The 20,566-nt window shown below is 66.7% G+C and carries 16 protein-coding genes; 6 read left to right on the forward strand and 10 right to left on the reverse strand.

What is annotated here, in order from left to right; translation table 11 throughout:
- Nucleotides 1–49: 49 nt before the first annotated feature.
- The 3 genes from AAG816_RS08460 to AAG816_RS08470 all read right to left on the reverse strand — a co-directional run bounded on the left by AAG816_RS08460 (nt 50) and on the right by AAG816_RS08470 (nt 2,951).
- On the reverse strand, nt 50–499 hold the full coding sequence (locus AAG816_RS08460) for a hypothetical protein (RefSeq protein WP_341989156.1): 450 nt from the start codon (nt 497–499) through the stop codon (nt 50–52).
- Nucleotides 500–642: 143 nt separating this feature from the next.
- Nucleotides 643–1,953, reverse strand: a complete 1,311-nt coding sequence (locus tag AAG816_RS08465) for a DEAD/DEAH box helicase (RefSeq protein ID WP_341989157.1) — start codon at nt 1,951–1,953, stop codon at nt 643–645.
- Nucleotides 1,950–2,951, reverse strand: coding sequence for an adenosine kinase (locus tag AAG816_RS08470; protein ID WP_341989158.1), 1,002 nt, complete (start codon nt 2,949–2,951; stop codon nt 1,950–1,952). The genes AAG816_RS08465 and AAG816_RS08470 overlap by 4 nt, the downstream gene beginning before the upstream one ends.
- 210 nt (nt 2,952–3,161) lie before the next feature.
- Here AAG816_RS08470 and glmM point away from each other — a divergent pair, with 210 nt between their 5' ends.
- Both glmM and AAG816_RS08480 read left to right on the forward strand, forming a co-directional pair.
- Nucleotides 3,162–4,505 (forward strand): phosphoglucosamine mutase, encoded by a 1,344-nt coding sequence (glmM, locus tag AAG816_RS08475; protein WP_341989159.1) that lies wholly within the window; start codon nt 3,162–3,164, stop codon nt 4,503–4,505.
- Between the two features lie 161 nt (nt 4,506–4,666).
- On the forward strand, nt 4,667–5,314 hold the full coding sequence (locus tag AAG816_RS08480; protein WP_341989160.1) for an outer membrane beta-barrel protein: 648 nt from the start codon (nt 4,667–4,669) through the stop codon (nt 5,312–5,314).
- A 24-nt stretch (nt 5,315–5,338) separates the two neighbouring features.
- Here the strand turns inward: AAG816_RS08480 and AAG816_RS08485 are convergent, their stop codons facing one another.
- From AAG816_RS08485 to AAG816_RS08505, 5 genes are all read right to left on the reverse strand, one after another.
- Nucleotides 5,339–5,749: a response regulator gene (locus AAG816_RS08485; protein ID WP_341989161.1), complete on the reverse strand. Its 411-nt coding sequence runs from the start codon at nt 5,747–5,749 to the stop codon at nt 5,339–5,341.
- The gene (locus AAG816_RS08490; RefSeq protein WP_341989162.1) at nt 5,746–6,147 is read right to left on the reverse strand and encodes a response regulator; all 402 of its coding nucleotides are present in this window, start codon (nt 6,145–6,147) and stop codon (nt 5,746–5,748) included. The genes AAG816_RS08485 and AAG816_RS08490 overlap by 4 nt, the downstream gene beginning before the upstream one ends.
- A gap of 102 nt (nt 6,148–6,249) precedes the next feature.
- A complete protein-coding gene (locus AAG816_RS08495; RefSeq protein ID WP_341989163.1) occupies nt 6,250–6,771 on the reverse strand; it encodes a chromate transporter in 522 nt (173 codons plus the stop codon).
- Nucleotides 6,768–7,475, reverse strand: coding sequence for a chromate transporter (locus AAG816_RS08500; RefSeq protein WP_341989164.1), 708 nt, complete (start codon nt 7,473–7,475; stop codon nt 6,768–6,770). The genes AAG816_RS08495 and AAG816_RS08500 overlap by 4 nt, the downstream gene beginning before the upstream one ends.
- Before the next feature lie 58 nt (nt 7,476–7,533).
- Nucleotides 7,534–8,451 (reverse strand): hypothetical protein, encoded by a 918-nt coding sequence (locus tag AAG816_RS08505; protein ID WP_341989165.1) that lies wholly within the window; start codon nt 8,449–8,451, stop codon nt 7,534–7,536.
- Nucleotides 8,452–8,667: 216 nt separating this feature from the next.
- On the opposite strand from AAG816_RS08505, the gene AAG816_RS08510 reads away from it, so the two are divergent.
- Nucleotides 8,668–9,195: a DUF1269 domain-containing protein gene (locus AAG816_RS08510; protein WP_341989166.1), complete on the forward strand. Its 528-nt coding sequence runs from the start codon at nt 8,668–8,670 to the stop codon at nt 9,193–9,195.
- Nucleotides 9,196–9,268: 73 nt separating this feature from the next.
- Here the strand turns inward: AAG816_RS08510 and AAG816_RS08515 are convergent, their stop codons facing one another.
- The gene (locus AAG816_RS08515; protein WP_341989167.1) at nt 9,269–10,258 is read right to left on the reverse strand and encodes a serine hydrolase; all 990 of its coding nucleotides are present in this window, start codon (nt 10,256–10,258) and stop codon (nt 9,269–9,271) included.
- Nucleotides 10,259–10,563: 305 nt separating this feature from the next.
- On the opposite strand from AAG816_RS08515, the gene AAG816_RS08520 reads away from it, so the two are divergent.
- Complete coding sequence (locus AAG816_RS08520) at nt 10,564–11,592, forward strand: TRAP transporter substrate-binding protein (RefSeq protein ID WP_341989168.1); 1,029 nt, start codon at nt 10,564–10,566, stop codon at nt 11,590–11,592.
- 47 nt (nt 11,593–11,639) lie between these two features.
- Here the strand turns inward: AAG816_RS08520 and AAG816_RS08525 are convergent, their stop codons facing one another.
- The gene (locus AAG816_RS08525) at nt 11,640–13,280 is read right to left on the reverse strand and encodes a Na+/H+ antiporter (RefSeq protein WP_341989169.1); all 1,641 of its coding nucleotides are present in this window, start codon (nt 13,278–13,280) and stop codon (nt 11,640–11,642) included.
- A 396-nt stretch (nt 13,281–13,676) separates the two neighbouring features.
- Between AAG816_RS08525 and AAG816_RS08530 the strand changes: the two genes are divergently transcribed.
- Both AAG816_RS08530 and AAG816_RS08535 read left to right on the forward strand, forming a co-directional pair.
- Entirely contained in the window at nt 13,677–19,169 is a 5,493-nt protein-coding gene (locus tag AAG816_RS08530) for an AAA family ATPase (RefSeq protein WP_341989207.1), read from the forward strand.
- Nucleotides 19,166–20,524, forward strand: a complete 1,359-nt coding sequence (locus AAG816_RS08535; protein WP_341989171.1) for an MFS transporter — start codon at nt 19,166–19,168, stop codon at nt 20,522–20,524. The genes AAG816_RS08530 and AAG816_RS08535 overlap by 4 nt, the downstream gene beginning before the upstream one ends.
- Nucleotides 20,525–20,566 lie beyond the last annotated feature (42 nt).

A 20,566-nucleotide genomic window follows, 5' to 3' on the forward strand; every position in this document is an offset into this window, starting at 1 on the left:
AGGCTCAGCCGATCCGCAGCGACGACGGCAGGCGCAGGCCTGCCATGGATCATGCTTCGATGCCGAAACCAGGTGGAGCGCGAGGCGGCGCGCGGTAGCGCGGTTCTCGACCAACGCCGCCGGTGTCCACCGGGATGATCGGCGCCGTGATGCGATAGTCGGCCTGTCGATAGACGTCGTGCGCCGGTGCCGGGAAGTCGAGAATTGCAGTGAGGCGGCAGGCTTCGCAGCCGTGGCTGTGCTTTATGGCCGCCGAACCGCCCTCATCCCCCGCCGCGGAGAGGCAAAGATCCGGAACGCTCCCGTCCGGAAGCACGTACTCCGCCACGTCGAACGTGCTGGCCACATCGGCCCGAGGCTGCGGCGGCTGATGGAGCGACCCCACCAGCAGAAGCGCAAAGACGCACAGGATCTGCAACACGGGCACGCTGCGCACGAACCGGCGCCAACGCGTCTGGCGCGCCGCTTTCTGTCCGGAAGGTGAGAGCCTGTCATCCATCACGCACGATGATAGCCGCGCTTTCGTCCGAAGCCACTAGACAATATGTCCGAACGCCGAGGCGCCGCCGGGCAGTGCCCTGCCCTGGCGGACGCAGCAGCTGCCGATATGGGCCGGTAAGGGGGCTCTTTTCCCGTCCGGGGTCAGGCCGGCGGCAGGGCTGCGGCTGATCCCGCTTCGAAATCGCGCACGAAGGCCGCCACCCGGCGGTCGATGCGGATGTCCGACGGACGGATCTCCCGCACCAGCGACAAGCCCGCCAGCGAGCGTGCCCGCGACAGCGCCACATAGGATTGGCCCGCCGCGAAGGCGCCATTGTCGAAATCGATGCGCACGTCTTCCAGGGTCAGGCCTTGCGCCTTGTGCATGGTCATGGCCCAGGCCGGCACCAGCGGCAATTGGCTGAAGGTGCCCACCACCTGCCCTTCGATGCGCCCGGTGGCATCGTCGAAGGCATAGCGGATGCGCTCCCAGGTGAAGGCCTCGATTTCCACCGTGCCGCCGCCGTCCAGCCGCACCAGCGCGCTATGGGCACCGATGCCGGTCACCGTGCCCACCGAGCCATTGACCCAGCGCCGGGCAGGATCGTTGCGCAGCGCCATCACTCGCGCGCCGGTCTTCAGCACCAGGCGCTCGGGCACCGGCAGCCGATCGCCATCCAGGCCGAACTCGCCCTTCAGCGCCCCCTCAAACACCCGCTCATTGCCGGCGAGTGCCGCAAGGCCGCGCTGGTTATAGGCATCGGCCCGGGCGTTGGTGGGGGTGAGCAGCACCGGCAGGACGCCCGACCGGTGCGGCCGCACGCAGGCTTCATTAAGCGCCGCCAGCGCCTCTCGCAGATTCTCGCCCCGCCGGATCGCGCCGAGGTGGCGGATGAACTCGCTGTCGGACTGGCGATGCACCACGGTGAAAGGCACATGGGCCACCGCATGGTCCGCCAGCACCCTGGCATGGAAAGCGAACGGGCCTTCATAGCCCATCTGCTCCAGCACCTGCTGCTCCACATTGGGCACCACCGGCGGCAATTGCAGGAAATCGCCCACCAGGACCACCTGCACGCCGCCGAACGGGACATTGCTCTCCCGCGCGATGCGCAAGGTCCGGTCCACGGTATCCAGCAGATCAGCACGGACCATGGAGATCTCGTCGATCACCAGCCGGTCGAGCTTCTTCAGCAGCCGGCGCACCTGCACCCGTGGCTTCACATCCTCCGGATTGAGGATGCGCGGGGGAATGCCGAAAAAGGAATGGAGGGTCTGCCCGCCCAATTGCAGGGCGGCCACTCCCGTGGGCGCCAGGAACACCTGCCGCCCGCGAGGGGATTTGCGCAATTCATGCAGGAACGTGGTCTTGCCCGTCCCCGCGCCGCCGAGCACCAGGATCGCCCGGGCACCGGCATCGATATGCGCCAGCGCGCGGGCGGCGCCATCCTCCGGCGCCGCCGGCAGGCTCACGAGATCAGACCGTTCTCGCGGGCAAGGTCCAGAAGGTTCTTCTGCGGCCGGGCGCCCATGTGGGAGATGACCTCGGCGGCAGCGAGCGCGCCCAGGCGGAGGCAGGTGGCCGGATCGAGACCGCGGGTGCGGCCGGCAAGGAAGCCGGCGGCGAACAGGTCGCCGGCGCCGGTGGTGTCCACCACGGTCTCCACCGGGAAGGCGGGAGCCGAGACCACCGCATCCTTGGTGACGAACAGCGCGCCATGCTCCGAGCGGGTGACCACGGCGGACGCCACATCCCGGCGCAGCTGGATCAGCGCGGAATCCACATCCGCTGTTTCATAGAGGGCCTTCAGTTCACCCTCGTTGCAGAACACCAGATCCACCACGCCGGTGCGCATCAGGTCGAGGAACTCGCTCCGATAGCGCCCGACGCAGAAGGCATCCGACAAGGTCAGCGCCACTTCGCGTCCCGCATCATGGGCGATGCGCGCGGCGGTGAGGAACGCCTCCTTGGCGGCCGGCGGATCCCACAGATAGCCTTCCAGATAGGTGATGGCGGCACCGCGCACCATCTCCGCATCGATTTCTGCGGCGGTGAGATTCTGCGCCGCACCGAGATAGGTGTTCATGGTGCGCTCGCCATCTGCGGTCACCAGCACCAGGCAGCGGGCGGTGGCCGGGCCGTCGGTGGCGGCGGCGGTGGCATAAGCCACACCGGCGGCGCGGATGTCATGGGCGAACACGCCGCCCAGCCCGTCGCCGCGCACCTTGCCGATGAAGCCGGTGCGCGCGCCGAGCGAGGCCGCCCCGGCCGCGGTGTTGGCCGCCGAGCCGCCGGAAATCTCCAGGCCAGGCCCCATGGCGCCATAGAGCGTTTCCGCCTGGGCCTCGTCGATCAGGGTCATGGAGCCCTTGGGCATGCCATGGGCGGCCAGGAACGCTTCGTCCGTACGTGCGATGACGTCGACAATGGCGTTTCCGATGGTGAGGACGTCGAGGGAAAGAGACGACACGGGCACGAGACTCCAGCGAACCTGCGCATCGGTTACCATTCCCGCCCTGCCAAGGGCAATGCACAGCATGCGCGAGCGCCGCAAATGCTCAGCCTCGGCACACCCATCGGACGTATTTTCGACATGCGCGCTCATAAAACGTGACTGTCTTCACGGAAGGACGATGCTAAATGGCGGTACAAGCACCCATGCGGGCGAGGGCTTTGGCGAATGGCGCGTAAGTATTTTGGAACCGACGGCGTGCGTGGGCGTGCCAATGCAACCTTGACCGCCGATCTGGCCCTGCGCGTGGGCATGGCGGCGGGTGTCGTGTTCCGGCGCGGTGAACATCGCCATCGCGTCGTCATCGGCAAGGACACGCGCCTGTCAGGCTATATGATCGAGAACGCGCTGGTGGCCGGCTTCACCTCCGTGGGCATGGATGTGCTGCTGCTCGGCCCGGTGCCGACGCCCGCGGTGGGCATGCTCACCCGCTCCATGCGCGCGGACCTGGGCGTGATGATCTCCGCCTCGCACAATCCGTTCGACGACAACGGCATCAAATTGTTCGGCCCCGACGGCTTCAAGCTCTCCGACCAGATCGAGCAGGAGATCGAGGAACTGATCGACCATGACATGGTCAAGAAGCTCGCGCCCCCGGCCGAGATCGGTCGCGCCAAGCGGCTGGAAGGGGTGCATGCGCGCTATATCGAATATGCCAAGCGCACCCTGCCCCGCGACCAGTCCTTCGAGGGGCTGCGGGTGGTGGTGGACTGTGCCAATGGCGCCGGCTACCGGGTCGCGCCCGAAGCGCTCTGGGAACTGGGCGCCGATGTGATCGCCATCGGCGTGGAGCCGAACGGCGTCAACATCAACCGCGACGTGGGCTCCACGTCCCCCGCCGCTCTCTCCGCAAAGGTCCGCGAAGTGCGCGCCGACATCGGCATCGCCCTTGATGGCGACGCCGACCGCGTCATCATCGTGGACGAGAAGGGCCATGTGGTGGACGGCGACCAGATCATGGCCGTGGTGGCGCAGAGCTTCAAGGAGGACGGGCGCCTCTCGCGGGACGGCATCGTCGCCACGGTGATGTCCAATCTCGGCCTGGAACGCTATCTCCAAAGCGAAGGGCTGACGCTGGCCCGCACCTCCGTGGGCGACCGCTATGTGTTGGAGCGCATGCGCGCCGACGGCTACAATGTGGGTGGCGAGCAATCCGGCCACATCATCCTGTCCGACTATTCCACCACCGGCGACGGGCTCCTGGCGGCGCTGCAGGTGCTCGCCGTGGTGGCGCGCAGCCAACGCCCGGTCTCTGAGGTGTGCCATCGCTTCGACCCGCTGCCGCAGGTGCTGAAGAATGTGCGCTACAGCTCGGGCCGCCCGCTGGAACATGCGAATGTGATCGCGGCCATCGCCGATGCGGAACTGCGCCTTGCCAACCATGGCCGCCTGCTGATCCGCCCCTCCGGCACCGAGCCTGTCATCCGGGTGATGGGGGAAGGCGATGATTATGATCTGGTGGAAGGCGCGGTGGACGGCGTGATCGAGGCCCTGCGCCGCGTGGCGGCCTGAAGCGGCCACACGCCGGAGGACGCCGCCGGTCTTCTGTTGACATGACGTTAGGGTTAATTCCGAATTAAGCATCCTCTGCAACGGTGACGCCATTGAGCGGCTGCGACCGCCGCGGGTTCGGGATTGCCATGCTCCGTTGTCTGTGCGTTTGCGCCGCCATTTTGACCCTGGCAACCGCCGCCCGCGCGGCGGACCCGGAATTGCCTATGCTCGGCAAGCCGGGCGACTTCAGCCTCACCCCGCCAGAGGTGGACGACGAGGTCGGCAGCGGCTGGTATCTGCGGTCCACCGGCGGCGCGACCGACGTGCAGGGCCATGTCCGGGGCGCTGCGCGCCTTGCTGCCACCGATGCCACTTACGGGCACGTCTTCGGCGCGGGTGCCGGATATCGCTTCCAGCCCTGGCTGCGGGCGGACCTGACCATGGACTACGGCACCGCCGTGTCCGCCACGACGATGAACGGCGTGACCAACCTGTCCGCCGTGACCGCCATGGCCAATGTCTATTGGGACATCTTCACCTTTGCCAACATCACCCCTTATGTGGGTGCCGGCATTGGCGTAACGCAACTGACGTTCAACTTCACGCCGACCTTCTCCACCTCGTTGGGAGACCAGTCGCAGATCGAATATGGCTGGAATGTCTCTGCCGGCGTCGGTTGGGCCATCACCCCGCTCTGGACGCTGGATGTGGGCTATCGCTATTCCAGCTTCGGCTCGCCCACCTTCCATCTGCTGCAACAGCCTTTAGTGTTTGACGACCTTAGCACCCAGCAGATCCGCATCGGCATCCGCTACGCGCTCCACTGAGGGGCACGGTCCCGATGGTGTGGCTCAGGGAACCGCTGCCCGGTCACGGGAGGCCCGCAGCCGCTTGATGTAGTCCACCACCTGCTCCGGCTCATAGGGCCGCGCCAAATGCGGGCCGCTCTCACACAGCCCCGCCGCCTCCTTCGCCGCCTGGGCTGGGGCACCGGCGACGACCACGTCGATGTGGGGAAACGCTTCGCGAAGCCATCGGGCAAAGGTGAAGCCGGAAATTTGGCCGGGCGCCTGAACATCCGCCAGGACCACATCCACTTCCACCTCGCCTGCGGCAAGCAGGCTCCGCGCCTCGTCGCTGCTGGCCGCCTCGACCACGCGATAGCCGCACCCTCGCAGATATTCCGCCAGCACATGGCGGACCAGGATGTCGGCATCCACCAGAAGGACGCCGGGCAGGGCTCTGCTTTCGGGTCCGCTCATTCGGGCACCGGCGCATCCAGCCGATCCAGAATCTGGACCACGACGGCGTCCAGATCATAGGGCTTGGGGATGAAGGCAGGCATTTGCCGCGCAATGTCAGGCGCGAGATCACCGGAGGTGACGAGAACAGCAACCTCCGGTCGGTCTCGCCGAACCGTCAGCGCTAAACCAACGCCATCCATGCGGCCTGGCATCCGCACGTCGGTGAAAACCATGTCCAGGTGCAGGCCCGCATCAAGAACAGCCACCGCTTCGTCCGCGGTCGCCGCCTCGATGACCCGCAAACCGGCGCCGCGCAGAAGCTCCGCCATGAGCATGCGCAGGAGCGCTTCATCTTCCACCAAGAGAACTGTACGGGGCTCCGCTACAACCTCCGGACGATACGCGGCACTGGCCATCGGACCCCTCGCACACCAAGCAAGCGAAGAGCAACGCCCCGAGATGGGCCCGGTTCCGGCGCCAGCGCCGAAAAATCGATCACGGTTCCGCGCGCCTGCCGCTCAGCGGAAGACGTAGGCGCCCACCACCGCCGACATGGCAATGAGCGGCAACGGATTCATGCGCGTGGCCAACAAGATGCCCAGCACGCCCGCGCCGATCGCGCCCGCCTCCCAGCCGGTGATCGCCCCCTTGGAGATGCTGATCACCCCCGCCAGCAGCAAGCCGATGGACACGGGCGCCAGTCCGCGCTGGATGGACGCCCGCCAGGGCCAATCGGCGAGTCGCACCCACAGCCGGCCGACGAACAGCGTCAGCAGCCCGGTGGGCAGAAAGAAGGCCAGCGTCACCGCGATCGCGCCCAGGGGCCCGGCCACCCACTGACCGACGGCGGCGATCATCATCATGTTGGGACCGGGCGCCATCTGCCCGATGCTGTAGAGGTGGATCAGCTCGGGAAAGGTGAGCCAGTGGTGCACATCGACGGTGAGGGTCTTCAGCTCGGGAAACGCCGCCATGCCGCCGCCCACGGTCAGCAGCGACAGATAGGCGAAGACGCTGATCAGCGGCAGCAACTGGTTCATGATGCACCACCGCCGCTTTTGTCGCCCATGTTTGCGTCAGCGGGCTTGGTACCGGCCGCATGATGGGCGGCCTCGTGATTTTCTTCTTTGGCACCGGCATGGGCCGGGGCGCCGGGGCGATACCAATAGATGGCCAGCGCGCCCACCACCGCCAGCACCAGCAGCACCGATTGGTGCAGCACCGTGACTCCGATCACCGTGAGCGCCACGAACACGATATCCGCCATCCGGGTGACGGTCTTCAGGCCGAGTTGGATGGTGACCGCCAGCACCATGCCCACCGCCGCCGCCGAGACGCCGTGCAGCATGGCATTGACCACGCCGCCCTGGGAGTGCTGCGAGCCGTAGGCAATGGCGGCGGCGACCATCAGGAGGCCGCCCGGCAGGCAGATGCCCACCAGCGCCGCCGCCGCCCCCGCCGTGCCGCGCAGCCGGTCGCCCACCAGGATCGCCATGTTTGAGGCGTTGAGCCCCGGCAGGGACTGGCAGATGGACAGCAGTTCCAGGAAGGTCTTGTCATCCACCCATTTGTGCCGCGTCACCAGACCGGCACGCAGATAGGCCACCACGCCGCCCCCGAAGCTGGTGGCGCCGATGGACAGGAAGGCCAGGAAGATCGCCAGGACGGAGGGCGGCGGCAATGGCACGCCCTCGGACACTGTCGGATCTGGAGCGCCGGGCAACCCGGCGACGCTGTCACTCATGACGGACGGAGATCCTTCGGATGGACATCATCAGGCGTGGCATCGAGCAAGCCCGCACTCACTCATGGCTCTGCGGGGGAGCGCCCTTGAGGCGATAGACCGCGCCGGTCTTGGTGGTCCCCAGCGACACCCAGTCCTGCGCCGCATGCTGCAGGGCGCAGAAAAACTCGTTGCTGCGCTGGATCGCCTTGGCGCTGACGTCCGCCCGGCGCTCCATGCGCATCTGGTAGGAGAACTCGCCCACCAATTGATGCTGATCGCCGCGGGTGCGCCAGACCGAGACGTTGCTGGCAGCCAGAACGCCCTTGCCGAAATCCAGCGTGCCCAATTGCTGGAGCACCTCTTCCACCGCGGTGCGGTTGACCAGTTGCACATGCTCCTTCGTGCCGGCGAGCACCGGAGCCAAGGCGGGGAACACCCGCACCAGGGTGCTGGCGGCGGTGGGATCCTCGCTCATGTTGGTGGGGTGGAACTTGAATTCCACATTGTGCGAATACAGCGAACGAATACCGCCCATGCGGTCCTTCAGCGGCAGCACTTCTTCCTTGAACTTGATGCGGTACTGGCCGTTAATGGAGGGGCGCACATCCAACAAGGTCGCAGTTTCCAGGTCCGGATGGCGGAACTTGAACACGATCTCCGGGTCGCCCACCGGGAAGCCGTCTTCATAATTGATCCGGCGCCGCAGAATGAATGCATTGTTGTAGAGCTTGAAATCCTTGGTATCCATGAAGAGGACTTCGCGGATCTGCGGCCGCATGCCCTCGACTTCATCCTGATTGAAATCGACGCCGGTCTCCTTGGCGACTTTGCGTACGATCTTGGCGAAGTCGAAGAAATTCTGGACGCAGGTGAAGCGCCCGCCATGGAGAATGATCTTCGCTTCGATATAGTGGATCTCGTCGAGGGGATGACCGTCAGCATACTGCCGAGGCGCGGCTCCGTCGACAGCCGTCGTCTGATTTTCGCCCGTCACGCGCATCTCCCTCGGACCTGCGGGCATTGCCCCGCCCTTGTTCCACGCTGTCACATTAGTGTGCCAAACTTGCGCAGGGAAGCACCATGATGCCTACGCCCGGGCAGATCCCGGCGGAGCTCGCCAATCTCCGTGGTCGTGCAAAAAGGGGTGTCACAACCGGATCAAGCGGATATGTCATGACCCGGTGGTAAGAAACAGCACTGGAGACATCCCATGGCCGATCTCGTCGTCATCGTCTATCCGACCGAGCAGAAGGCGGAAGAAGTCCGCCAGCACCTGCTCTCGCTGCAAAAGGAATATGTCATCGCCCTGGAAGATGCGGTGATCGCGGTCAAGACCGAGGATGGGCAGGTCAAGCTCAACCAGATGGTCAACACCACCGCCGCCGGCGCCCTGGGCGGCAGCTTCTGGGGCTTGCTGGTCGGCGCCATCTTCCTCATGCCCGTGGTTGGTGCCGCCATCGGTGCCGCCTCGGGTGCCCTGAGCGGGGCCATGACCGATTTCGGCATCAACGACGCGTTCATGAAGGATCTTGCCGGCTCGATCTCGCCGGGCAATGCGGCACTGTTCGTGCTCATCAAGTCCATGACCGCGGACAAGGTGCTGGAAGACATCAAGGGCTCCGGCGGCGTGGTGCTGAAGACCTCTCTGGATCACACCAAGGAACAGGCGCTGCGCGAAGCCCTCGCCGCGGCCCCGACCACGACGCCCGCTCCGGTCACTCCGGCCGAACCCGCCTGATCGACGGCATCGCCGGCCCCGGGCACGGATGCCCTGGGCCGGCCACGCCTTGAGACGCTCAGGTCTTAGACGCTCAGGCCTTGAGGCTGTCGATGGCCGCCGCCAGCGTGAGACGGACCGCATCGCCATAGCCCTTGAAGATCGGCGCGACGGTTTCGTTCGGTCCGGACCAGTTGATGGTGAAGCTGAACGTCACGCTGTGGGGTCCGGACACCATCTGCCCCGCCAGGGCAAAGCACCGGAACCCCTCCCATTCGATGCTGCCGCCCTTGGCATAAGCGGCGATGCCGGCCGGAACCACCATGGCGATCGCATCGGCCATGTTCTGGATGCGCTTGAACTCGGTCAGCGTGGACGGGTTCTTGAAGTAGGTTCCGGCCAATGCGGTCTGATACCAATTCACCAGATCGACGGCGCTGCTGATCATGGTCTCGCGATCATTCATCGGCGGTCGCCCGGGCCCCGCCTGCGGACCGGTATCCAGCTTCTTCAGCTCGTCCCAGCTGAGATCCTTCCCCACCGGGGCGCCGGCGAAGTAGGACACCATCCGCCGGGTGGAATGGGGAATGAGGGTCTTCGTGGCGCCCGCCTGGGCGATCAGACGGCGCACATTGTCAGGACCGGCCTTGGCCAGTGCAATATCGGTGGCCGTATTGTCCGAATGGGCGATCATGGCCTCCAGCACGCTGCGGCCGGTGGTGGTGCCGGTGAGGTTGATCAGCACCGGACTGCTCAGTGAGCGGACACTGTCATTGACGGCCCATTGATCGGCCTCGGACAGCGTGCCCGCCTCCACCGCCCGCAAGACCTCCGCCAGGATGAAAGTCTTCACCGCACTGCCGACGAACAGCGGCTCGGCGGCTTTCTTGCCCAGTTCCCATTGCAGGTCCTGCCCCCGGTGGCAGCGGATCAGGCCGCCGGCCTGCGCCGTCACCGCCTCGAACTGCGCCATTCCCGTCTGGACACCCGCCGGGACATCTGCGGCGCGGGCGCCGCTCGCGGCGAGGGTGGCCAGCGGCATCGCCGCGGCACTGCCCAGAAACAACCGTCGATTGAATGCCATGGCCCGCTTCCTCCCCAGGCGCGACGCCAGACGCATCGCAGCGTCAACCTGTCCCTCGCGCCAGAGGCCGTCGTCAAGCGTCCGGCCACACCACGCGCCTCCAGCGGCCGTATCCGATCGGGCGCATGTTTGTTCAAATGGCCGAATGCACCCCACCACGGCGCCCCTGCGGCGCAGGCGAAGCGACCGGCTGGCCTAAAATTAGGCTTTCACGCCGCGTGCTCATTTATGCATCGACAGCAGGTGATCCTGCCCCCTAGGCTCTGCTCGGTCGTCGCAGACCGACGCCGCCGCGGAGCCCTTTCATGCGCCTCTTCTTTGCCCGCGCTGCCTGCTGCAGCCTTCTTGCCCTTGCGTCCCTCTCCCTCCCCTTCCCGAATACGCTCGCGGCCCCGGCACGGGCAGCCGGAACCGAGGTGGTGTGGGAGTTGGCCAATGAATATCCAGCCACCGCCATTCCCGGCCAGGCCGACAGCTTCTTCGCCGCTGAGGTCGCCCGTGAGACTGCGGGAGCCGTTGTCATCCGCCCCGTGCCGGACGCCAAATCGGGCCTGCGCAGCCGCGAGCAGCTGAAGGCAGTCAGCGAGGGCCGCATCGCCATGGCCGACAGCTTTGGCGGAGGCCTGGGGGACGACAGCCCGGTGTTCCTGTTGTCGTCGCTGCCGTTCGTCACCGCCTCGCCGGATCAGGCCCGCCGTCTCTATGAGATGGCCCGTCCGTTCTACGAGGCCCTGTTTGCCGCCCGCGGACAGAAGCTGCTGTTCATCACACCATGGCCGCCCAGCGGCATCTGGTCCACGGTGCCGGTGAACAGTCTCTCGGCGCTCAAGGGGCTGAAGATGCGGACCTATGACAGCACCGGCACCGAGTTGTTCGCCCGGCTGTGCAGCGCCGCCAGCGTCGTGTCCTATGCCGACCTCACGCCGAAACTGGAGAGCGGCGCGATCAATGCGGTCTTGTCCTCCGGTGATGGCGGGGCGGGGCGGCAATTGTGGAAGTACCTGCCGCACTTTTCCGAAATCGTCTATGCGGTGCCCCTGAGCTTCGGCACCGTCTCCTTGACCGCCTGGAATGCCCTGGATGCGCCGATGCAGGCGGCCGTGCTGAAGGCCGGAGCGGCCACCACCGCGCACCAATGGAGTGCCATGACCGGCCGCGTGGACGCCAATTTCAAGCGCATGCGCGAGAATGGCGTCACCATCGACGTGGCGCCGCCCGCCGCGGTCATGACGGCCATGCAAGACGCCGCTGCCAAGACCCTGGCCGACTGGCGGACCGCCGCTGGGCCCGAAGCCACCGCGATCCTCGACCAGTTCCTGAAAGAAACCCGATAAGGCGTCCCGGCGCGGGACGACGCCCCGCGCCGCCGCTCCGCGCCAGGTCATCCCGCGCTGAACCGGGCCTCCAGCAGGTCGATCTCGCGCACCAGCTTGTGGGTCATGTCGTCCGAGATCCGGCGCAGCCGGGCGAACCGGTAGATTTCCTCCCGCTCGGCCCGCAGACCCGCCAGCCGCAACTCCCGCTCCACCGCATCGAGCTTGCGCACCAGGTCGCCTTCCGCGCCGATCTTGGCGCGACCGTCGATCCGCTGCCGGTACAGCTCCATGATGCGGGCGCCCACATCGACGTAGAGATCCACATCGGCGCGTCCATCGCCCATCTCATGCTGCGCCCGCTCCACCGCCCGGATGGCCGCCTCGGCGGCGGCGTCGCGCGCCTGATCCTCCTCCTTCTGGTGGGACGGCTCGGGCGGAAGCTTCAGGCCCTTCAGCAAGAACGGCAGGCCGATGCTGGCTGCCACCAAGGAGAACACGATCACCCCGGCGGCGAGAAAGATGGCCAGGTCGCGCGCGGGAAATGCCGAGCCGTCCACCAAGGTGAGCGGCAACGTCAGGACGCCCGCAAGGGTGATCGTGCCCCGCACGCCGGCCAGCGAAGTCGCCGCCACCAGGCGCCAGCCCGGCACATACGGCACTTTCCCCTTGCGCGCCGCCCGGGCAAGGGTGAAGCGCAGCGACACCCAGACCCAGGTGAAGCGCAGACCGGCGAGAGCCAGATTGATCGCGGCCACATAGGCGATGAGCCAGGCCGGCTCATGATGTCCGGTCTCCCGCACCACCTGCGCCGCCCCCGCGATAATCTGCGGCAGCTGCTCGCCCAGCAGCACGAAGATCACGCCATTGGCCGCAAACTGAACCGTATCCCACACCGCGCTGCGGCGGACGCGCGTGACCGCCAGCGCCTGCCCACTATGTTCCGCATAGCTCATGGTAATGCCGGCCGCCACGGCGGCCAGGATGCCGGAGCAATGCAGATGCTCGGCCAGAAGATACGCGCCGAACGGGATGAGCAGGCTGATGAGGATCTGCGACCCGGTCTCCTCCCCGAGATGGCGGGAGATCCAGTTCTTCGCCACCGTGGTCCCCCAGGTGACGGCAACACCGATGGCGACGCCGCCGATCGCCACCCACAGGAACGTTCCGAATGCCGCCGCGGGAGAGAACGTCCCCGACAAAGCGGCCGCCACGGCAAAGCGCATGCAGACCAGGCCGGAGGCATCGTTCAGCAACGATTCCCCTTCCAGAATGTGCATGAGCCGAGCCGGGATCGGCACCCGCGCAGCAATGGCGGAGACCGCGATCGGATCCGTGGGCGAAACGATCGCCGCCAGCGCGAACGCCACCGCCAGCGGCATCGCCGGGATGAGCCAGTTGATGAAGAAGCCGACGCCGATGACCGTGAACACCACCAGGCCCAAGGCCAGTTCCAGGATGGTGCCCTTGTCGCGGAACAGGCCTTCCTTCGGGATGCGCCAGCCATCGAGGAACAGCAGAGGGGGCAGGAACAGCAGGAAGAAGATATCCGGCTGCAACGGCACGGTGAGCTCAGCCACCGAAGCGATCAGCGCACCCAGGCCGATCTGGACCAGAGGGAGCGGCACCGGCACCGGCGACAGCCGCGTGAGAGTGCCGCTGATCACCACCGCCAGCAGCAGAAGAAGAATAAGCGCAATGGTCTCCACGCGTCACCACCCATCGCCGATCCACCACGAGCGAAGCGCCCTTGGGAGACGGAAAGCTGAATTCGATCCCCTGCGCGGCAAAGGGATCAGCCCGTGCCCTAGAACCAGCATCAGAATGTCCAGATCATGTCACGGCCCGTGACCTCGCGACGAAAACCGCGACGCTCTCGGGAGGCAAGGTGGTGCTCCGATGTCATGGCCCCGTGGGACACCCAGCGGCCGCGCATCGGCACCTTCCCGGCTTTGCACGATCATCTTTTGCACGATGCATTTCCATTGCCGGTCCGGTCGCCTATAACAGCCACCAGTTTATGCCATCATGGCTCGGGTGGCGTGGGTCGCCTGCCATGGGTGGCGGAGCATGAGATGGCTAAGCCTGACGTCGGCGATCAGAGGATGGGATTTGATCAGCTCGGATATTCGTTGATCGGCGTACGGGATTTTGCGCTGTATCGAGGCGCAGCGAATGATGGTAACAAAATACTTTTAAAGACATCTGACCGTGCGGACCAAGCCGCCGAGCACGCGGCGCAATTGGCGCGCGAAGCCCAGATGACCATCGTGGGCGACCGCGATTGGGCGGTCCGCCCGCTGGGCCTGACCCACACAAAGGGCGCGGCGGCGCTGCTGCTGGACGATCCCGGCGGCGTCCCCCTCTATTCCATCATGACCACTGAGCTCGGCGTCGCGGAGCGCCTGCGCCTGGCCGTCGGCATCAGCCACGCTGTCCGCGGCATGCACGCCCAAGGTGTTGTGCACCGAGACATCAGGCCGGAGAACATTCTCGCCGACGCCGCGAGCGGAAACGCCCGGTTGATGGGCCTGACCATGGACGAGCGATGCACGTCCCATCAACAGGCGCCCTCCGGTTCCTGGCCCGGAAGCCTCGCCTACATGGCGCCCGAGCAGAGCGGGCGCACCGGCGCGGTGCCCGACGCCCGATCGGACCTCTATGCGCTCGGGATTGTGCTGTACGAGTTGCTGTGCGGCCACCTGCCCTTCTCTGCCAATACGCCCATGGAGTGGATTCACTGCCATCTGGCGCGCGAGCCCCGCCTGCTGCAGGAGGAGGATCCCGCCATTCCGATCCAGGTGTCGCGGATCGTCTCGAAGCTGCTGCGGAAATCCCCCGATGAGCGCTACCAGTCCGCAAAGGGCCTGGAAGCGGATCTACAGCGCTGCCTGACGGCGGCCCTGCGCGGAAGCGTTGAGACGTTTCCCCTCGGTCGTTTTGATCCTGCCTCGATGCTGCGCCAGAGCGGAACCGTCATCGGACGAGACCGGGAGCTGGCCGCGCTGATCGAGGCCTTCGAGCAGGTCGCCGACAGTGGCCGCTCCGCCGTCGTGCTCGTCCGCGGCGAGGCCGGCGCTGGCAAGACTGCGCTGGTGGAGCAGACGCGGCGTCTCCTGCAGCCGTCGCGGGTCATCTTCGCCGCCGGAAAGTCCGATCCGGTCCATGCGGAGGTCCCCTATTCCGCGCTCAAGGTGGCGCTCAAGGCGTTGGTGGATCGTCTCCTCGGCGAAGATCAGGCCCGCCATGAACTGACCAAGGTCCATGTGCGGCGGGCTCTCGGCGACAGCGGCGGGCTGATCGCGACCATGGTGCCGGAGATCGAGGCGCTCATCGGCGAGACCCCACCGGACGCCAGCTCTCCGGAAACCGCCGGCGCGCGCATGATCGACGCCATCCGGCGGCTGCTGGCCTCTTTCACCGCCCAGGGCCAGGTCCTGGTCCTGTTCCTGGACGACCTGCAATGGGCCGATGTGGGCACCATCGAGCTGCTATGCAATCTGGTGGAACGGGGCGACGGCGACCGGATTCTCATGGTCTGCGCCCTGCGCCCTTCCGCTGCGGGGATCGAGCCGGACGCCCCACGCCAGCGCCAGCTCGCCCGCCTCGCCGCGACCGCGCGCGGCATTCCCATCGCCCCGCTCGAAGCGGGTGCCATCCATGCGCTCGTGGCCAGCCTGCTCCAGGTGGATCTTGATCAGGCGGCGCCGCTGGCGCCGATCGTTGGCGCGGCGACAGGTGGCAACCCGTTCGCCATCGGCCAGTTCCTCTACAGCCTCGCCGACGATGGGCTGCTGACCTACGACGCCGCTTTGGCCCGCTGGAGCTGGGATCAGGCCGAGATTACCCAGCGCGCGTTCACCGATGACGTAGCTGATCTCCTGGTCAGCACGCTGCGAAAACTCACCCCGGGCGCGCTCCTGGCTCTTGAATGGCTGTCATGCCTCGGGTCGGACGTGCGCGACGCGTTGTTCGAGTCCGCAACCGCTGACGCGGAACGCCTCCGGTCCGCTTTGGCGGAGGCCATTCAGGCCGGCTTCCTGCTGCGCCAGGACAAAGGCTATCGCTTCACCCACGACCGGATCCGCGACGCGGTCTACGAGGGGATTCCCGCACTGCGGCGCGCCAGCTGTCATGCCGAGATCGCCGCGCGTCTGCTGGAGCACCGCCAAGCCGCAGGGCGCGACGTCTCGATTTACGACGTCACCGCCCAATTCAATCTGGCCAGCATCGACAGCCACAGCGCCGGTGTGGACCCGGCACTGGCCTCGGCGCTGAACCTGGACGCGGCGCGAGAGGCCAAGGCCGCCAACAATTACCCCGCCGCGCTCGGCTATTGCCGGCATGGCACCGACCTGCTGCCCGAGACCGCCTGGTCCTCCCACTATGGGCTGATGCTGGCGCTGCATATGCTCGCGGCGGAATGTGAGATCCTCACCGGCGAGCGCGCCCTGGCCGATGCGCGCCTCGCCGCCCTGGCGGACCGTGCCGCGAACCTGCTGGACCTTGGGGCCGTTACCCGGCTGCGGGTGTCCCTCTTCACCACCATGGATCGGTCCGACGAAGCGGTGGCGACCGGCCTTGCCTATCTCGCGCGCCTTGGCCCCGCTTGGTCGCCCCGACGCGGCACATCCATCCAGGCCGAATATGCCGCCCTGCTCGCCCGCCTGGATGGGCGCACCATCGAGAGTCTGGCGGACCTCCCGCGCATGGCCGACCCGGTGTTTGAGGGGGCGGTGAATGTGCTCGCCGAGGTCATGTCGCCGGCCTCCTTCCTCGATCCGGAGTTGCATGACCTGATCCCGCTCCGACTGGCCAATCTCAGCCTGGAGCACGGCCTCGCGGAAGCCTCCTGCTTTGCCTTTGTCCACCTGGCCATGGTCATCGGCCCGGCCTTCGGCGCCTATGAGATCGCCTTCCGGTTCGGCCAGTTGGGCCTGGACCTGACGGCCCGTCCGGGGCTCGACCGGGTCAAGCCGAAGGTGCTGATGTGCCTCGGCAATCTGGTGCTGCCCTGGACGCGGCCGGTGCGGGAGGGCCAGCCCCTGATCCGCGCCGCTTTCGAGCTGGCGAAAACCAGCGGCGACATCAACTTTGCCGCGTACAGCTGCAACAATCTCGTCTCCAACATGCTTCTGGCGGGTGATCCGCTCCCCCATGTGGAGGAGGAGATCCGATGGGGCCTGGCCTATGCCGAGCGCGTCAGCCTGGGGCGGGTGAGCCTGATCCTGAAGGCCCAGCTGATGCTGGTGCGCGCGCTGCGCGATGGCGCGCCCACGCCGGGCGAGAGTGCGGGCTCCGACGCGGACGCCGCAGCCATGGAGCGCATGTTCGTCGACGCCCCCCGCCTGGCGGTGGCCGAATATTGCTATTGGGTGCGCCAGCTACAGATGCGGGTGCTGACCGGCCGCTACCGGGAGGCCCAGGATGCCGCGACGCGCGCAAAAGCGCTCATGTGGACGTCGCCCTATTTTCTGGAGACGGCGGAATTCCATCTCTATGCCGGCCTGGCCTACGCCCTGGCGGAACACGAGACTGGAGCCGCAGCCGCGGCGGCCCAGGTCACCGGCCATCGCGATCAGGCGGCGATCTGGCATGCATCATGCCCGGACAATTTCGCCGCCATGTTCCATCTGCTGAGCGCTGAGGTCGCGCGGCTGGACGATCGCCCCAGCGATGCGGCCGAGCTTTACGAACGGGCCATCGCCTGCGGCCGCCGATTTGGCATGCCCCATCACGAGGCCCTGGCCAGCGAATGCGCCGGCGCGTTTTACCGGCAGCGCTCCCTTCCCATTGCCGCCGAAGGCTATGAGCAGAATGCCGTGGCGAGCTACGGCCGGTGGGGCGCGGCCGCGAAACTGCGACAGGCCGGCAGTCACGGCGCCACAAACCGGACGCCCTTCTCGCCGCCGGCGCACGGCACCGGGCTCAGGTCCGGCACCCTCGACATCGCCACCGTATTGCGCGCCTCTCAGGCGGTATCGGAGGAGATTGTCCTTGAAACGCTGATCGAGCGTCTGCTGCACCTGGCCCTGGAGAACGCCGGCGCCGACCGTGGTGCCCTGCTGCTGCTGCAGGACCAGAAACTGGAGGTCATCGGCACCGCAGAGACGCGCACGAGCGGCATCGTCATCCAGATCGCGCCATTTGCCGCGCCCCTGCGGCCGCTTCCCACCGCCCTGATCAACCGCGTGGCGCGCAGTCGCCAGAGCGTCATTCTCGATGATGCGCAGGCCCCATCGGACGCGGGCAGCGCGCTTTGCGCTGCCGGAGATGCCCGCTCGGTGCTCTGCCTGCCACTGATGAAGCGCGGCGCGTTGATCGGCGTGCTCTATATGGAAAACACCCTCTCCCCGCATGTATTCTCCGAGGAGCGCCTCAGCACGCTGGAGCTGATCGGTGCCCAGGCGGCCATTTCCATCGAAAATGCGCGCCTGTATGAAGAGCTTCATCAAGACATCGCCCGGCGGATCGCCATCGAGGAAGACCTGCGCCGCAGCCGCACCTTCCTCGCCGCCGCGCAGCAGGTGAGCCGGGTCGGCAGTTGGTATTGGGACGAGGGCGCCCACACGGTGGTCTGGTCCGATGAGCAGTTCCGGCTGCTGGGCTATGCCCCCGACCAGACACCGGCGTCGTTCGACGCCTTCTGGGCGCGGGTCCATCCCGACGATCTCGAAGATGCCCGCAAGATCCTGGATGCGGGCTTCCGAACCCAGGTCAGTTGCTCCGCCGCATTCCGCGTGGTGCTTCCAGATGGACAGGTGCGGTACATGGAGAGCCTGAGCACGCCGGTACCGCGTCCCAACAACCAGTTGTTCGACTTTGTCGGCACACTGATGGATGTCACCGAACGCAGGCAGGCGGAGGAGGGCCTGAAGATGGCGGAGGCGGAACTGGCGCGGGTGTCGCGCCTGACCACCATGGGCCAACTCATGGCCTCCATCGCCCACGAGGTGAACCAGCCTTTGGCGGCCATCGTCACCAATGCCAGCGCGGGGGTACGGTGGCTGGAGCGGTCTCCACCCGATATCGGCGAGGCCAGGGTCCTGATGGCGCGCATTGCCGAGCAGGGCGCGCGCGCCGGCGATATCATCCGCGGCCTGCGCGGCCTTGCCAACAAGTCGGGCACGGAGAGGGCGCTATTCGCCTTCAAGGACGCGCTGGACGAGGTGCTGGTGCTGACCGGAGCCGAGCTGCGTCGGCATCGGGTCACGCTGGTGGTTCACCTCACGCCGCGCCATCCCGTGGTGCTGGGCGATCGGGTGCAGATCCAGCAGGTGCTGATCAATCTGGTGATGAACGCCGCCGAGGCCATGGCCGATCGCCCAGGAGCGCGGCTGCTCTCCATCATGTCGGACAAAGTGGATGATGACCGCTTGCACGTGGAGATTTCCGACACCGGCAGCGGCATCCGCCCGGAGGACGCTGACCGCATCTTCGATGCGTTCTACACAACCAAGGCCACGGGCATGGGCATGGGGCTGTCCATCTGCCGATCCATCGTGGAGGCCCACGGGGGTCGCCTCACTGCCGTCGCCCGGAACGTGGGCACCGTGTTCAGCTTCTCCCTCCCCTCAGACACCGGCAACCGGGAATGACCCAACCTGCCCCAGATGATCTGCTCGACTACTATGACCAGCGCCCGCTCAACGGGAGCTACTGGTCAAGTTTTGCCATCATCGCCACCATCGCGGTGATGGATTTTGCGGATTTCTTCTTCATCGGCTTCATCCTCTCGATCATCGGCCGTGAATGGCAGCTCACTTACTGGCAGTCCGCCGCCATCCTCTACGGCGGCGGTGTCGGCTCCATCGTGGCGGCGCTGCTGTGGGGATATCTGTCGGACCGATGGGGCCGCCGACGGCTGATTGTGGCCGGCACCTGCATCTGCGCCATCAGTTCCGGGCTGATCGGTTTCCTGCCGGACGGGCATTGGCAAGGCCTTGTGGCCCTGCGCGTCCTGGTGGGTTTCGGCCTCGCGGCCGCGGCAACCCCCTCGCTCGCGATGATCGTCGAGACCACCCCGACCCGCCATCGCACGGCCATCACCAGCCTGTTCATGGTGTTCTCCAGCCTTGGCATTCTGCTGGCGGCCACCTCCGCGGGATTGCTGCTGGGCGTCCTCGGATGGCGCGGCCTGAGCTTCCTCGGGGCCGCCCCGCTGATCCCCGCCGCATTGGCCTTCTTCTTCCTTCCGGAATCCGCCCGCTGGCTCCATGCGACCGGCCGGCAGGACCTGGCGCGGGCGGAAATCGCCCGACAGATCGGACGCGATCTGCCGGCCGCCGCGCTCACGTCGCGCCCGCCCATCCCCGCCGTGCGCCTGCGCGAACTCTACAAGTCGCCGCGCCTGTTCTGGCAGACCATGATCCTCAACGCCTGTTCGCTGACCGTGGTGTTCGGCTATTATCTCTGGGGGCCCAGCATCATCGCCGATGTCCATGGGGCCTCGGCGCAGACCGCGGCGCGCTATTTCATGATCATTGCCCTCTCGGGGGCCGTGGGCCGGGTGGTGGTGGCGATGATCGCGCCCAAGCTGGGACGCCGGCGCTCCGGGGCGACCTGCGCCATCGCGGCCGCCGCGTCCTTGGCGGCCATCGCGATCACGACCCATCTGGGAGCCACCAGCGGCAATGTGATGATCGCGCTGATCGCCATGACATCCTTCTTCTGCGAGGGCGGGCTGGCCAATCTGGCGCCGTTTGCCATCGAACAATATGGCGCGCGACTGGGCGCACGCGCCGCGGGCCTGGCCCAGGCGGCATCGGGCATCGGCCGGATCGTGGGGCCTTTGATTCTCGCCCTGATGGCAGGCGCCAGCAATATCGTCGCCCCGGCCATGACCCAGGCCGCCATCGCCCCGACCTTCCTGGTGTTTGCCGGCTGCATGATCTGCGTCGCCCTGGCGTTCCTGCTGCTCGCCGAGGAAATGCACGGCCGCCGCATGGCATAGGCCAACCCAGATCCGGCGCACCTCAGCAGGGGCATCCGCCGG

Source organism: Azorhizobium sp. AG788 (assembly GCF_943371865.1).
Classification (GTDB): Bacteria; Pseudomonadota; Alphaproteobacteria; order Rhizobiales; family Xanthobacteraceae; genus Azorhizobium.

What these genes read in the sequence shown, in the direction of transcription:
- AAG816_RS08510 (WP_341989166.1), top strand. Translation starts at nt 8,668, where the DNA reads ATGGCCGATCTCGTCGTCATCGTCTATCCGACCGAGCAGAAGGCGGAA.
- AAG816_RS08485 (WP_341989161.1), bottom strand. Translation starts at nt 5,749, where the DNA reads ATGAGCGGACCCGAAAGCAGAGCCCTGCCCGGCGTCCTTCTGGTGGAT.
- AAG816_RS08490 (WP_341989162.1), bottom strand. Translation starts at nt 6,147, where the DNA reads ATGGCCAGTGCCGCGTATCGTCCGGAGGTTGTAGCGGAGCCCCGTACA.
- AAG816_RS08495 (WP_341989163.1), bottom strand. Translation starts at nt 6,771, where the DNA reads ATGAACCAGTTGCTGCCGCTGATCAGCGTCTTCGCCTATCTGTCGCTG.
- AAG816_RS08460 (WP_341989156.1), bottom strand. Translation starts at nt 499, where the DNA reads ATGGATGACAGGCTCTCACCTTCCGGACAGAAAGCGGCGCGCCAGACG.
- AAG816_RS08530 (WP_341989207.1), top strand. Translation starts at nt 13,677, where the DNA reads ATGGGATTTGATCAGCTCGGATATTCGTTGATCGGCGTACGGGATTTT.
- AAG816_RS08515 (WP_341989167.1), bottom strand. Translation starts at nt 10,258, where the DNA reads ATGGCATTCAATCGACGGTTGTTTCTGGGCAGTGCCGCGGCGATGCCG.
- AAG816_RS08500 (WP_341989164.1), bottom strand. Translation starts at nt 7,475, where the DNA reads ATGAGTGACAGCGTCGCCGGGTTGCCCGGCGCTCCAGATCCGACAGTG.
- AAG816_RS08535 (WP_341989171.1), top strand. Translation starts at nt 19,166, where the DNA reads ATGACCCAACCTGCCCCAGATGATCTGCTCGACTACTATGACCAGCGC.
- AAG816_RS08520 (WP_341989168.1), top strand. Translation starts at nt 10,564, where the DNA reads ATGCGCCTCTTCTTTGCCCGCGCTGCCTGCTGCAGCCTTCTTGCCCTT.
- glmM (WP_341989159.1), top strand. Translation starts at nt 3,162, where the DNA reads ATGGCGCGTAAGTATTTTGGAACCGACGGCGTGCGTGGGCGTGCCAAT.